11 protein-coding genes are annotated in these 13,460 nt (G+C 70.6%); 7 read left to right on the top strand and 4 right to left on the bottom strand.

The window, feature by feature from the left end; all coding sequences use genetic code 11:
* Nucleotides 1-19: 19 nt before the first annotated feature.
* Nucleotides 20-1,294 carry a DUF58 domain-containing protein gene (locus BKN51_RS04050; RefSeq protein ID WP_101606338.1) on the top strand — a complete coding sequence of 425 codons (1,275 nt, stop codon included), beginning with the start codon at nt 20-22 and terminating at the stop codon, nt 1,292-1,294.
* A complete protein-coding gene (locus tag BKN51_RS04045) occupies nt 1,291-3,819 on the top strand; it encodes a transglutaminase TgpA family protein (protein ID WP_101606337.1) in 2,529 nt (842 codons plus the stop codon). Before BKN51_RS04050 ends, BKN51_RS04045 begins: the two co-directional genes overlap by 4 nt.
* Before the next feature lie 153 nt (nt 3,820-3,972).
* Here BKN51_RS04045 and BKN51_RS04040 read toward each other — a convergent pair whose 3' ends face one another.
* From BKN51_RS04040 to BKN51_RS04030, 3 genes are all read right to left on the bottom strand, one after another.
* Nucleotides 3,973-4,389 carry a DUF3040 domain-containing protein gene (locus BKN51_RS04040; RefSeq protein ID WP_101606336.1) on the bottom strand — a complete coding sequence of 139 codons (417 nt, stop codon included), beginning with the start codon at nt 4,387-4,389 and terminating at the stop codon, nt 3,973-3,975.
* A gap of 197 nt (nt 4,390-4,586) precedes the next feature.
* Nucleotides 4,587-5,804: a DNA polymerase IV gene (locus BKN51_RS04035; protein ID WP_101606335.1), complete on the bottom strand. Its 1,218-nt coding sequence runs from the start codon at nt 5,802-5,804 to the stop codon at nt 4,587-4,589.
* 132 nt (nt 5,805-5,936) lie between these two features.
* Complete coding sequence (locus tag BKN51_RS04030; protein WP_101606334.1) at nt 5,937-6,671, bottom strand: methyltransferase domain-containing protein; 735 nt, start codon at nt 6,669-6,671, stop codon at nt 5,937-5,939.
* A 109-nt stretch (nt 6,672-6,780) separates the two neighbouring features.
* On the opposite strand from BKN51_RS04030, the gene BKN51_RS04025 reads away from it, so the two are divergent.
* The 5 genes from BKN51_RS04025 (at nt 6,781) to BKN51_RS04005 (ending at nt 11,655) form a co-directional block, all read left to right on the top strand.
* Nucleotides 6,781-7,656 carry a ParA family protein gene (locus BKN51_RS04025; RefSeq protein WP_101606333.1) on the top strand — a complete coding sequence of 292 codons (876 nt, stop codon included), beginning with the start codon at nt 6,781-6,783 and terminating at the stop codon, nt 7,654-7,656.
* A gap of 5 nt (nt 7,657-7,661) precedes the next feature.
* Nucleotides 7,662-8,465, top strand: a complete 804-nt coding sequence (locus BKN51_RS04020) for a DNA-formamidopyrimidine glycosylase family protein (protein WP_101606332.1) — start codon at nt 7,662-7,664, stop codon at nt 8,463-8,465.
* A 126-nt stretch (nt 8,466-8,591) separates the two neighbouring features.
* Complete coding sequence (add, locus tag BKN51_RS04015) at nt 8,592-9,641, top strand: adenosine deaminase (protein ID WP_101606331.1); 1,050 nt, start codon at nt 8,592-8,594, stop codon at nt 9,639-9,641.
* 380 nt (nt 9,642-10,021) lie between these two features.
* Entirely contained in the window at nt 10,022-10,582 is a 561-nt protein-coding gene (locus BKN51_RS04010; protein ID WP_101606330.1) for a GNAT family N-acetyltransferase, read from the top strand.
* Between the two features lie 23 nt (nt 10,583-10,605).
* On the top strand, nt 10,606-11,655 hold the full coding sequence (locus BKN51_RS04005; RefSeq protein ID WP_101606329.1) for a quinone-dependent dihydroorotate dehydrogenase: 1,050 nt from the start codon (nt 10,606-10,608) through the stop codon (nt 11,653-11,655).
* Here the strand turns inward: BKN51_RS04005 and BKN51_RS04000 are convergent.
* Nucleotides 11,615-13,249, bottom strand: coding sequence for an amidase family protein (locus BKN51_RS04000; RefSeq protein ID WP_101606328.1), 1,635 nt, complete (start codon nt 13,247-13,249; stop codon nt 11,615-11,617). The genes BKN51_RS04005 and BKN51_RS04000 overlap by 41 nt on opposite strands.
* Between the last annotated feature and the right edge of the window lie 211 nt (nt 13,250-13,460).

Here is a 13,460-nt window from a genome sequence, read left to right as displayed (position 1 = left end):
ATAGAAGGAAAACGGAGCCATGCTGCGTGCTCTGTCCGGCCTGACCACACGCGGCCGCTGCCTCCTCGCCGCCGGCGTCGCCGCGGCGGTGTGCTCGTTCGTGCTCAACGAACGGGACCTGCTGCGCGTCGCGATCTTCGTCGTCGCCCTGCCGTTGCTGGTCGCCTTCTTCATCTCGGCGACCCGGCTGCGGCTGGGCGCGGCGCGCGCGCTGCGCCCGGACCGGGTCTCCGTCGGCTCGCCCGGCGAGGTCCAGCTCGAACTCTGGCGTGACGGCAGGCTCCCGGCGGGTGAGGTGCTGCTCGAAGACGGCGTGCCCTACGCGCTGGGTTCGCGGCCGCGGTTCGTCGTCGAGCGGCTGCCGCACGACCGGCGGGTCGCGCTGCGGTACCCGCTGCAGCCGGTGCTGCGCGGGGTCCAGCAGGTCGGCCCGCTGCGGGCGACGATCACCGACCCGTTCGGGCTGTGCGAGTTCGAACGCGAGCTGATCGGGCATTCGCGGCTGGTCGTCGTGCCGAAGGTGGTCGGCTTGTGGGGTCTGCCCAGCGGCGCCGGGATCGGCGCCGGTGACGACGGCAGCATCCGCCTGCACGCCGGACAGGGCGAGGCGGACGTGATCGTCCGGCAGTACCGCCAGGGCGACGACCTGCGGAAGGTCCACTGGCGCTCGACCGCCCGCCGCGACGAGATCATGGTCCGCGTCGAGGAGCGGCCGTGGCGAGGCGGCACCACGGTGCTGCTGGACCACCGCGCGGCCGCGCACCACGGCACCGGTCCCGCCGCGAGCCTCGAATGGGCCGTTTCGTTCGCCGCTTCGGTCGGGCTGCACCTGCGCCGCTCCGGTCACCGCGTCCGGCTGATCACCGAACACGGCCAGACCCTGGCCGACACCCCCGGTGAGGGTGGCGAGCACTACGACAACGTCGTGCTCGACGTCCTCGCCGCGCTCCAGCCCGCGCACCAGCGCGACATCACCCTCGGCCACGATCCGGCCGAAGGACAGGAACTCATCGCCGTGCTCGGCACCGTCAGCAACGAATCCGTGCACGAGCTGTCCCGGTACCGCCCGCGCGGGATCCGGAGCCTCGCCGTGCTGCTCGACACCCCCGGCTGGTCCTCGGGCGTCAACCGGCCCGAAAACCGTGCCGCCGCCACCGAAGAGTCGGTGGCGCTGCTGCGCGCCGCGGGCTGGGGCGTCGTCGTCGCCGGCCCCGGGTCGCCCATGCAGCAGGTCTGGGCCGAACTGTGCCAGACCGCCATGCGCCGGGGCACGCTGATCGGAGGCGGCCTGTGACCGCGACCGCGCCACCCCTGCCGCACACCCCCAAGCCGCGTCCCGAGGCGCCACCGCCGGTCTGGACGAGCAGCGTGCTCGCGCCGATCGCCGCCGGGCTCGCCACGCTCTTCGCCTCCACCTCGCTGACCGGGGTCGTCAACGGCTGGGCCTGGTTCGGCTATCTGCTGGTCGCGGTGGTCCTGATCGCCTCCACCGGGCTCGCCCTGCGCTCGCTGCGCGCGCCGACCATCGTCGTCGGCCTGGCGCAGCTGCTGGTGCTGCTGTTCCTGATCACCGGGGCGTTCACCACCAGCGGGATCCTGAAGATCATCCCCGGCCCGGACGCGCTCGAAGAACTGCGCGGCGTGCTCGCCGCGGCGGCCGAGCAGATCCGCGTCGGGCTGCCGCCGATCGAGGGCACACCGCCGATCCTCTGCCTCGTCACCATCGCGATCGGCCTGGTCGCGGTGCTGGTCGACACGCTGGCCGTGGCCGCCGCCGCGCCCGCCGCGACCGGTCTGGTGCTGCTGTGCGTGTACGCCGTGCCCGCCGCGCTGGCCGAGGAAATGCTGCCGTGGTGGACGTTCCTGCTCGGTGCCGCCGCGTTCGCCGCGTTGCTCGCCGTCGACGGCAACCACCGGCATCGCCGCTGGCGCAACCGCGAAGCGCCCGGACTGGGCAACTCGGCGAGCACGCTGTCCGCCCCCGTCGGCGTGGTGAGCGCCGCGATCGCGCTGGGCCTGGTCATCGGCGCGGCCGCCACCGGTGTCGGCACGGTCGGCAGCCTTCCCGGTGGGACCGGTTCGGGCCGCGGAGGCGCGGGCGGGTTCGGCGTCGAGCCGTTCACGCAGCTGCGCGGCCTGCTCGACCAAGGCGAGAAGGTGGAACTGTTCAAGGTCTACGGGATGGGCGCGGACAAGCGGCTGCTGCGCGCGTTCACCCTCGACACTTACACGCCGAACAAGGGCTGGGGGCTCGCGCAGAACGGCCGCGCCCAGCAGGGAGTGCAGGCCAACCAGCCGCTCCCGGCCGTCAAGGGCGACGACGGCGCCGGTCCCGGGCGCGAGATCCGGATCGAACCGACGAACTGGGTCGACAACTGGCTGCCGATCTACGGTGTGCCGCGCACGCTCAACGGGCTGGCCGACAACTGGCTGTACGACCCCGTCGGCGGCGCCGTGTTCACCACGACCAAGCAGAACGCGCCCGCCTACACCGAGACCGCGGCGATCAGGGAACCGTCGAAGGACGAACTCCGGCTCGACGACGCCCGGCTGGCCGAGGTGCCGCCGCAGTTCACCCTGGTCGAGAACGTCGACCCCCGGGTGGTCGCGAAGGCCAAGCAGCTCACGGAGAACGAGTCCAACAACTTCGACAAGGCCCAGGCGATCTGGTCGTTCTTCACCGCGCAGAACGGCTTCGTCTACGACACCAAGACCGCCGACGCCACCGACTCCGACGCGCTCGCCGACTTCATCCTCAACGGCAAACGCGGGTTCTGCGAGCAGTTCGCGTCCGCGATGGCCGTGATGCTGCGGGCGGTCGGCATCCCGTCGCGGGTCGCCATCGGCTTCACCTCCGGGACACCGAAGGGCGATCACCTCTCGATCAGCTCCGAGGACGCCCACGCGTGGGTCGAGGTCTACTTCCAGACGAAGGGCTGGGTCAGCTTCGACCCGACCCCGCTGGTCGACGGCCGCGCGGTCGTCCCGCCGTACCTGCAGACGGACACGAGCAGCTCCGCGACCAACGACACCCAGGAAGTGCCGAGCGCGCCGGCGTCGAGCGCCCCCGCGACCGGCACTCCCCGCGACCCGGGCGCGGATCCCGGCGCGGACGGCGGCGCGGACCAGCAGGAGGAAGAGCCGCTGTGGCCCGCCATCCTCGCCGGTCTTCTCGGCGGCTTGGCGGCCGCGCTGTCCGTGGTCGTGATCGTGCGGTCGCGGTTGAGATACCGGGCGCTCCTGCGCTCGTCGCCTTCGCCGTCCCGCGAACCGGACTCGCCCACCGCGGTCCGTGAAGACAGCGGGTTCCTGGACAACCCGAACGTGGCGAACTGGCTGCCACTGATCGCGATCGGGTTGTGGGTGGGGGCGTTCGCGTTCCTGGCGGCGTGGGTGTCGTGGTGGTTCGCGCTGATCCTGGTGGTCGTCCTCGGCGGGCTCGGCACGCCGACCACGATCCGGGAGATCAAGCGGCGGCTGCGACTGCAGAAGATCGCGTCCCACTCCCCCGCCGCGGCCGACGCGGCCTGGCGCGAACTGATGGACGAGTGCGCGGACCGCGGCCTGCCGCTCTCCGACGGCGACACGGTGCGCGTGGCAGGCCGGAAGGTCGTCGAGAAGCACCGCCTGGACGAAGAAGGCCGCTCCGGTCTGCGGACGGTCATCGGCGTCGTGGAGAAGTCCTGGTACTCGGACCAGCCCCCGGACGACCAGGAGCTGGGCCCGGCCTTCGACGAGGTCCGCAAGAGCCTGAAGCGGAACGCGCCCATGTCCTGGAAGGGCCGCCTGTTCCCGCGGTCGCTGCGGCGAGGCAAGTAGACGGCGGGTGAAGGGCGCTTTCCCCGCATGGGATGCGGGGAAAGCGCCCTTCACCGCGTCCTATGCGGGTATGGGCCCCTTCAGCTCCAGCTCATGAAGACGCGAACATGCCGACGGGGCACGGCCCCGTCGGCATGTTCGCGTATGTGAGAGCTACTGCTCCTCGAAGCGCTGGCGGAAACGCTCTTCCATGCGCTGGGTGAAGGAGCTGCGGCGCGGAGACGACTTACCGCCGCCACCTCCGCCTGCCCCCTGGCCAGCGCTGTCCTTACCGCCTTCCGCTTCGGCTCCTTGCCGAATCGACGTGACGGCCAACATGACTCCGAAGAACATCACGAGGAACCCGAGCACGCTGATCACTGGGATCTCGGCCACCCGGATGTTGACCACCACGCCGAGCACCAGAAGTGCGACGCCCACTACGAACAGGGCGATGCCCTGCAAACGCCGTCGGCGGGCGGGGCGGCGCAACCGGGTGCCTCGCACCGTGGATGCGAACTTGGGGTCCTCGGCATAGAGCTCGCGCTCGATCTGATCGAGCAGCCGCTGCTCATGCTCGGAGAGTGGCATCTTTCCTCCTCCGGCACAGCTGTCGCGGGCGCCGGGCCGCGCAACGTCATGGACCCAACAGACAACCCCAGGCGGGGTGTCTCTGTCCAGGATACGAGCCCCGCGCTCGTCCGACTACCCGATCCCGTATCCAGAAGGGATCGAATTGGGCGAAACCACCCGACTCGGCTCTCTGGAGGACGGCCGAACAGGCAATGTCACTGGTCACGGGGGGTCAGCAGTGACGCGGGCCGCACCGCCGCGGCGCCGAACTTCGACCGCGCGACGTCGGCGGCGACTTCCGCATCCCGCCAACGGGGTTCGGGTGAGTCGAAAAGTAGCTGTTCTCCACTACTCTCCGTGTCCAATCCCTCGACCCTTACGCCGATCAGGCGGACTGCGCCCGACGGCGCGTGCTCGGCGAGGAGTTCGACGGCGGTGCGGTGGATGTCGCGGGCCACATCCACCGGGACGGCGGTCGTCCTGGCGCGCGTGATGGTCTTGAAATCCGCGAACCGGACCTTGATCGACACCGTCCGCCCGCGCAGCCCCCGGCGGCGCAGGGTGGCCGCGACGCGTTCCGAGAGCCGGAGCAGTTCCAGCCCGAGCGCCGAGCGGTCGTGGAGGTCGACGTCGAAGGTCACTTCGGCGCCGATCGACTTGTCCGGCGTCTCCGGGACCACCTCGCGCTCGTCGTGCCCGTTCGCGAGCGCGTAGAGGTGATCCCCCAGCGCCCGCCCGAGCGACCGTCTCAGCCTGGACAGCGGCGCGGCGGCGAGGTCGGCGATCGTGTCGAGGCCCTGCTGCCGCAGCTGCTCCTCGGTGCGCTTGCCGACGCCCCACAGCGCCGACACCGGCAGCGGATGCAGGAACGCGAGCGTCTCGGCCGCCGGGACGACGACCATGCCGTCCGGTTTCGCCATCCCGGACGCCAGCTTCGCGACGAACTTGATCTTCGCGACGCCGACCGAGCAGCTGATCCCGAACTCGGCGGCGACCCGCTCCCGGATCACCGCGCCGAGCCGCGCCGGCGACGAGTCCAGCCGTTTGAGCGCTCCGCTGACGTCCAGGAACGCCTCGTCCAGGCTCAACGGCTCCACCAGTGGCGTCAGCTCGCGGAAGATCCCCATGACGCCCTTGGACACCTCGCCGTAGAGCCCGGGCGTCGGGGTGATGCAGATCAACTGCGGGCAGAGCCGCTTGGCCGTCGAGAACGGCATGGCCGACCGGACGCCGAACTCGCGCGCCACGTAGCTCGCGGCCGCCACGACCGACCTCGGACCGCCACCGGAGACGACCACCGGCTTGTCCGCCAGCTCCGGGCGCGTACGCAGCTCACAGGACACGAAGAAGGCGTCCATGTCGACGTGCAGCAAGCCGCATCCGGTGTCGTCCGGCCAGGTGGTGGCCCCGGTGGTGACCCGGTAGCGGCTCATCCCACCAGGCAGTTCGGCATTTCGTCCCACGGGTGGACGCTAGCCGGGACCACCGACAGTTCCCGCCGCCGTGTGACAGGAAAGGCCCGTTACTTGCAAAATTTGCAAGTAACGGGCCTTTCCTAGCAGCTCTCAGGCGGGACGACGGGCCAGGACGTGCAGCCGGCTGGAGATGTCCCGCAACGGCGAAACGGACGCCGCGGCCAGCTCGAATTCCGCCAGGTCCTCTTCCCGCACCCCGCCGGGCACGAAGTCCGCCACGACGCCGTCGCCCTGCAGAGAGGTCACCTCGAGCCCCACCGCGACCAGCTGCGCGCTGAGGGCCTCGGCGTCGAAGCGCCGCAGCACGGTCTCCCGGCCGCCTCCCAGCACGCCGCTCTCGGCCGCGAGCAGTTCCCGCGCCTCGCCGAGCCGTCCGGCCAGCGCGCGCTGCAGGATCGCGGCGTGGCGGTTCGCCACCAGCACCGAGACCGCGCCGCCGGGCTTGACCGCGGTGGCCAGCGCCGCGAGCACCGCCGCCGGGTCGTCGACGACTTCGAGCAGGCCGTGCGCGAGTACGAGGTCGGCCGATCCGGCCGTGACGTGGGCGCCGAGGGCGTCGGAGTCGTCGGCGATCACCGTGATGCTGCCGGAGACGCCCTCCTCCTCGGCGCGGCGCCGCAGGGTCGCCAGCGCGTTGGGGTTCGGCTCGACCACGGTCACCAGGCAGCCCGCCGAGGCGAGCGGCACCGCCCAGCCGCCGCTGCCGCCTCCGACGTCGACGACGTGCGGCTGTTGTGCGCCTCGCGCGCGTGCGGCCCGGAGTTCTGCTTCGAGAACCCGGCGAACCGCCCCCGATCCCCGCGTGGCCACGGTGTCCGTCTTCATAAACGCACAGCGTAATGCCCGCCGCTGAGCGACCTGCGGGTGTAGTCCGATGCGGTGTTCGACACCTTGCCAAGGAGCCACCCCGCCGACTGCCCGTAGGCTGTGTCGAGTGCACACGGTCGCTGTTCTCAGCCTGAAGGGTGGCGTCGGTAAAACGACGGTCGCCCTCGGTGTCGCGTCCGCCGCCCTGCGCAGGGGCACCAGGACCCTCGTGGCCGACCTCGACCCGCAAGGCAACGCCACCACCTCGCTGGACCCGCCCCTCACCGATCGCACGCTGGCGGACGTCCTGGAGACGCCGGTGCGCTCGGTGCTCGAACGCGCGATCGCGCCCAGCGTGTGGAGCGACCAGATCGACGTCCTCGTCGGCGCCGAAGAGCTCGAGATGCTCAACGAGCCCGACGCCGACATCCGCCGTCTGGAGAACCTCTCCCGCGCGCTCGACGAACTGCACACGAACCCGCTGCGCGAGGAACCCTACGAACTGGTGATCCTCGACTGCCCGCCGTCACTGGGCAGGCTGACCCGCTCGGCGCTGGTGGCCGCGGACAGCGCCCTCATCGTCACCGAGCCGACGATGTACGCCGTCTCCGGCGCCCGCCGCGCGCTCGAAGCGATCGAGAAGATCCGTGAGGAGCAGAACCCGGGACTCCGGCCGATCGGCGTCGTGGTCAACAAGCTCCGCGTGCGCTCCTACGAGCACCAGTTCCGCGTCGCCGAACTGCGGGAGAACTTCGGCCCGCTGGTGATGCCGACGGCCATCCCGGACCGGCTCGCCGTGCAGCAGGCGCAGGGCGCGTGCAGCCCGATCCACGAGTGGCACTCCCCCGGAGCCCAGGAGATCGCGCTCACCTTCAACATGGTGCTGGCGAAGGTCCTCCGTTCGAGCCGGGCGGGACGGCATCGCGTCCGCGGCGACGAGGACGCTCCGGAGCCCGAGACCACCGAAGCGCCCGCCAAGCTGAGCGACACCGGCACGGGTTAGCGCCGATGCCCGAAGGCGACACCGTCTTCCTCGCAGGCAAGGTCCTCGACAAGGCACTGGCAGGGAAGACCCTCGTACGAGGCGAGTTCAGGGTCCCTCAGCTGGCCACGACGGATCTCGCCGGACGCGACGTGCTCGGCGTCGGCACGGTCGGCAAGCATCTGCTGACGCGCTTCTCGGGCGACCTCACGCTGCACAGCCACCTCCGGATGGACGGCAAGTGGGACGTCTCCCCGGCGGGTGCGCGCTGGCGCCGTCCGGCCCATCACGCGCGCGTCATCTTGGCGACCGAAGGCGTGCAGGCGGTCGGTTTCCGTGTCCACGACCTCGAACTCGTGCCCACGGACGAAGAACACCGCCTGGTCGGGCATCTCGGCCCGGATCTGCTCGATCCACAATGGACGGACGAGCTCGCGGAACGGGCGGCGGCCGCGCTGGCCGCGGACCCGGATCGCGAACTGGGCGACGCCCTGCTGGATCAGCGGATCATGGCCGGGATCGGGAACATGTACAAGGTCGAGATGTGCTTCCTGCTCGGCGTCACGCCGTGGACGCCGGTGTCCGCGGTCGACCCGGCGAAGGCCGTCGCGCTCGGCCGCAAACTGTTGAAGGCCAACGCCTGGCGCACCTCGCAGACGACCACCGGTGAGCTGCGCCGCGGTCGTGAGCACTGGGTCTACGAGCGGACCAAACCGGGCTGTTTCCGCTGCGGCGGACGGCTCCGGGTCGCCCCGCAGGGCGCCGGGCACCAGGCGAGGCCGACCTGGTTCTGCCCGAAATGCCAGACCGGACCCGCTCCGGGCGGCTAAGCTGACTTCGTGACGCTGTTCAAGCTCCCGCTCTACGGGGCCGACACCGAACGCGGCGACCTCGCTCCCTGAGCCGCCCGCTCCCTTCGCACGTCACCCTTCACTTCTTTCCCAGGGAGCTTTGTCATGTCCGGATTCCTCACGGGTGAGACGCTGCGCGCGTTCGTGCACGCACTGCCCAAGGTCGAACTCCACGTCCACCTCGTCGGTTCGGCGAGCCTGCCCACGGTGCTGGAACTGGCCCGCCGCCGTCCCACCGCGGGAGTGCCGACGGACGCCGAAGCACTCGCGGACTTCTTCACCTTCCGCGATTTCCCGCATTTCCTCCGCAACTACCTGGCGGTGACGTCGCTGGTGCGCGACGCCCGCGACATCCACACGCTCGTCACCGGGCTGGCGGCCGACCTGGCCGCGCAGAACGCCCGCTACGCCGAAGTGACGGTGACGCCGTACAACCACCTTCTCGACGGGATGCCGGGCGACGATCTCCTCACCGGTCTCGCCACCGGCCGGGCGGCGGCGCGGGCGGACCACGGCGTGGAACTGGCCTGGTGCTTCGACATTCCCGGCGAGAAGGGGGTCGTCGCCGGGCGTGAAACCCTCGTGTTCGCGCTCCGCGAACGCCCCGAGGGCCTGGTGTCCTTCGGGCTCGGCGGACCCGAGGTCGGCGTCGGCCGCGCGCAGTTCGCCCCCTTCTTCACCGCGGCCAGGGAAGCGGGGCTGCACAGCGTCCCGCACGCGGGTGAGACCACCGGGCCGGCCACCGTCTGGTCGGCGGTGCACGATCTCGGCGCCGAGCGGATCGGCCACGGCGTCGGCGCGTACACCGATCCGGCACTCCTGGAATACCTTGTCGTGCAAGGAATCCCACTGGAGGTGTGCCCGACCTCGAATATCCGGACAGGACAGTTCCCGTCGCTCGAGGCGCATCCCGTGCGACGGCTGCTCGACCACGGCGTGACGGTCACGCTCAACACCGACGACCCGCCGATGTTCGGCGCCACGCTCGACGGCGAGTACCTGGCGGTCGCCCGAACACTGGGCCTGACCGCGGCCGAAATCGCCCGATTCGCGCAGAACGCCGTGAAGGCGTCTTTCCTGGCACCGGCGGCCAAAACCGTCCTGCTGGCAGAGATCGGCGAAATCTTGTTGCAGGACCTCGAACCCCTCGCATAGCGTGGCGGTACACGAGAGAGGAGGTGGTCCAAAGTTGTATTCCAACAGGACTCGTGAGGTGACTGTCCGCTAGCGGACGGCACGCGTAGGACTTTTGAGCAGCGATACAACGCAAGTTGGAGCCACCTTCGGCTCGTCGTCTCTGCTTCGCGTGGTGCCTGATAGCGAATACCAGGCAGTCACCGGGCCCCCGAGGTTCCCGAGCACCGGTCCGGCTCGGGCCCGGCCGCCGATTCCGGCGTCCGGGAGCCACCTCGGGGGTACCCCCATTTCCGGGTTATTCCCCCTTTTGCGCAGCAGTGAAGGACCACCCGCCGCGCCGGAGAACCGTCCGTCGCCGTTCCGCCCCGGCGGCCCCGCAGAGTGGATAGCCTGACGTCATGTTGAGGCCCGACTTCCCGATCATCACCCAGCGCCTTACCCTCCGCGCCTTCACCCCGGCGGATCTCGACGAACTCAACTCCTTCCAGTCCCGTGCCGACGTCGCCCGGTACCTCTACTGGGGTCCGCGCAGCCGGGCCGAATCCGCCGCCGCGCTCGCCAAACGGGTGCACAGCAGCAGCCTCTCGCAGGAGGGTCAGTTCCTGGCGGTGGCCGTGGAACTGACGGAGACCGGGCAGCTCATCGGCGATCTGAACCTCGAGTACCTCAGCAGCGAACACCGTCAGGGCGAGGTCGGTTTCGTGTTCCACCCCGATCACCACGGCAAGGGGTACGCCGCGGAGGCGGCCGTCGAACTGCTCCGGCTCGGCTTCGAAGACCTCGGACTGCACCGCATCATCGGCCGCTGCGATGGCCGCAACACCGCTTCCGCCACCCTGATGGAACGCCTCGGCATGCACAAAGAGGCTCATCTGCGCGAGAACGAGATCGTCAAGGGCGAGTGGTGTGACGAACTCGTCTTCGCGATGCTCGAAGGCGACTGGAAGGCGAGCCGCTAGAGCTCACCAGGCATGATGGGCGCGTGTTCTTCGACAAGATCGTCCGCCCCGCGCTGTACCGGGTCTCCGGCGGCGACCCCGAAACCGTGCACGAACGCACCATCGGCACGCTCGCCGGGCTGAGCCGGGTCTCCCCCGCGCTCGGCGCGCTCGGCCGCGTCTACCGGACGGACGATCCGGTCACCTTCCTCGGTCTCCGCTTCCCGAACCGGGTCGGCCTCGCCGCCGGGATGGACAAGAACGGCCGCGCCCTGCACGCCTGGCCCGCGCTCGGCTTCGGCTTCGTCGAGGTCGGCACGGTCACCCGGCATCCGCAGCCGGGCAACGACAGGCCGCGGTTGTTCACCCTCGCCGGGACCGACGCGGTGATCAACCGGATGGGCTTCAACAACGAAGGCGCGGAAGCGCTCGCCGCCCGCCTCGCCGCGAGCGGGAAACCGCCGGTCCCGCTCGGCGTCAGCATCGGCAAGTCCAAGGTGACGCCGCTCGGCGAAGCCGTCGAGGACTACCGGTTCTCGCTGCGGGCGCTGTACCCGTACGCCGACTACTTCGCGATCAACGTCAGCTCGCCCAACACGCCGGGACTGCGGGCGCTGCAGGACAAGTCCGCGCTGGCCGAGCTGCTCTCCGAACTCCGCACGACCTCGGCCGAGCTCGCCGGTGCCGCCGCGCCGACGCCGGTGCTGGTCAAGGTCGCCCCCGACCTCACCGACGACGCCCTCGTGGAACTGCTGGAGGTCTGCCTCGAACACGGCGTCGCCGGGCTGATCGCGACCAACACGACGCTGTCCCGCGAAGGGATCGCGCCCGCCGAAGCCGCCGTCGGCGAGCAGGCGGGCGGGCTTTCCGGCCGCCCGCTCACCGCGCGCTCGGTCGAAGTGGTGCGGTTCGTGCACGACGAAACCGGCGGCGAGCTGCCGATCATCGGTGTCGGCGGCATCTTCGACGCCGGCGCCGCCGCGCGGATGCTCGACGCCGGCGCCGGTCTCGTCCAGCTCTACACCGGTTTCGCCTTGCACGGTCCCGGTCTGGTCAAGCGGGTCGCCCGAGGTCTCGCGGCCCGGCCGTACTGACGAACCTCAGGTACGCCCGCCAGCACTGGTAGCGCGTCAGCTCTGGCGCCGTCGCTGCCGCCGCCTGGTCACAAAGGACGGCCAGCGGTGTCTGCCCGTTCTCCAGCCGGATACGGCCGAGGACGAACGGAGCGGGCAGCGTGGCCGCGAAGGCACCGAGGGCCGCGGGCGAGAGCCGCCAGCGTTCGCCCGACAGCATGGTGTGCTCACCCGCGGCGCTCACCGGTACCACTCCCGGCTGGGGTGGCTCGGTCGGCAGCAGCACCATCCGATAGCCCTCGGCGCTCTGGACCGGCCCGGTGAACCGCGCTCCCGCGGTCACCAAAAGCCCGTTCAACGGCTGCCCGCGCAGATGCGCGCCGAACACCACGAGATCCGCGCCCGGTGCGGGATAAGGAAAATCGGCCTGTTCGTCGGTGAGCACGGCGGCGAGATCGATGGCGATCTGGTCGTCGAACGGCCGCACCACCACCGACACCCCGTACGGCCCGAGATCCGACGGCGACGACGGCACCGTGACCGCGGCGAGGTCGAGCAGGTTGACGAACGCCGTGAACCGTCCCAGCCGTTTCGCGACACCATCCGGATCGGACAGCGCCTCGGACAGCTCGGGATGGTCGGCGACGGTCGGGAGGACCAGGGCGTCGTACTCGGACAGCATCCGGAGCGCGAGCATCCCGGCCTCGGCGACGCGCTGCCTGTCGGTGAGGAAGCCGTCGTCGTGGATCAGGTCGCCCACCGACAACAGTGCCGTGACCTCCACCGTCTCCACGATGGCCCCGGACGCCCGCAACGCCGAAACCGCACCGAGGAAGGCGGACCGGGACTGCAACGAGAGACCGGTGAGCGTTGCGGAGCCAGGGATCGCCACTCTCGGCCGGTCTCCCGCGGAGAGCCGGACGTCCGGGGGCCAGTCACGGGCGAGCGGGTCGATCCCGTCGGGGCCGGTCATCAGTCCGAGCGCGCGCTGGCCCAGCGTGAGACTGCGCGCGAACAGGGCGATCCCGCCGCACGGCAGGGCACCGGTCTTGGGCACGAGGCCCAGCGTCGGTTTCATCCCGACGATCCCGTTGAGCGACGCGGGCACCCGGCCCGCACCCGCCGTGTCCGTGCCGACGGCCAGATCGACCAGGCCGAGCGCAACCGCGACGGCCGCGCCGCTGCTCGCGCTCCCGGAGACCCGGGCGGTGTTCAGAGCCGCGCTCACGGCGCCGTACGGGCTGTGCGTGTGCTCGAGATCGCTGCCGAACCGGTCGCAGTTGGTCTTGCCGATCACCACCGCCCCGGCGGCGGTCAGCCGGGAAACGGAAGTGGCGTCGGCACAGCAGACGTCTTCCCCCGCCGTGGGAAGGCCGGCGACGTCGATGACGTCGGAGACCGCCACCAGGGTTCCGGCGAGCGGGAGATCCGTCCCCGCGCGCAAGCGTTCGTCGACAGCCTTCGCGTCCACAAGGGCGTCTTCGAGGGGACGGAGGGTGATCCAGACGTCGGGCCGGTCGACCTCGGCGATCCGGTCGTAGGCCGCGATGACGCGTTGGTAGGAGCTGGGAGGAGGGGCGGGGATCGGCTCTGGTTCCGGGGGGAGCGTCGTCACTGGGCGTCCTTTCCTCGGCGGGGACGAGAAAGACCACTGCGCGAGATCCACTGTGTCCGGTCCACCACCCTGGGACGCCCGCTCACGCGGGCTGGGTTCAGGCCCGAGCTGGGAAAAGCACTGCGTGCATGAGAGAAACGTTAGGCATCGCGAGGGGCCGTCACCAGCGGTTTCGGGTTACGCGAGCGTTTCGGTATCGCACAGTGAGCGA

This window comes from Amycolatopsis sp. BJA-103, from assembly GCF_002849735.1.
In the GTDB taxonomy this organism is placed as follows: domain Bacteria; phylum Actinomycetota; class Actinomycetes; order Mycobacteriales; family Pseudonocardiaceae; genus Amycolatopsis.
This window is presented reverse-complemented; position numbering and strand designations above follow the sequence as displayed.

What these genes read in the sequence shown, in the direction of transcription:
- BKN51_RS04050 (WP_101606338.1), top strand. Translation starts at nt 20, where the DNA reads ATGCTGCGTGCTCTGTCCGGCCTGACCACACGCGGCCGCTGCCTCCTC.
- BKN51_RS04040 (WP_101606336.1), bottom strand. Translation starts at nt 4,389, where the DNA reads ATGCCACTCTCCGAGCATGAGCAGCGGCTGCTCGATCAGATCGAGCGC.
- BKN51_RS04035 (WP_101606335.1), bottom strand. Translation starts at nt 5,804, where the DNA reads ATGAGCCGCTACCGGGTCACCACCGGGGCCACCACCTGGCCGGACGAC.
- BKN51_RS04030 (WP_101606334.1), bottom strand. Translation starts at nt 6,671, where the DNA reads ATGAAGACGGACACCGTGGCCACGCGGGGATCGGGGGCGGTTCGCCGG.
- BKN51_RS04020 (WP_101606332.1), top strand. Translation starts at nt 7,662, where the DNA reads ATGCCCGAAGGCGACACCGTCTTCCTCGCAGGCAAGGTCCTCGACAAG.
- add (WP_101606331.1), top strand. Translation starts at nt 8,592, where the DNA reads ATGTCCGGATTCCTCACGGGTGAGACGCTGCGCGCGTTCGTGCACGCA.
- BKN51_RS04010 (WP_101606330.1), top strand. Translation starts at nt 10,022, where the DNA reads ATGTTGAGGCCCGACTTCCCGATCATCACCCAGCGCCTTACCCTCCGC.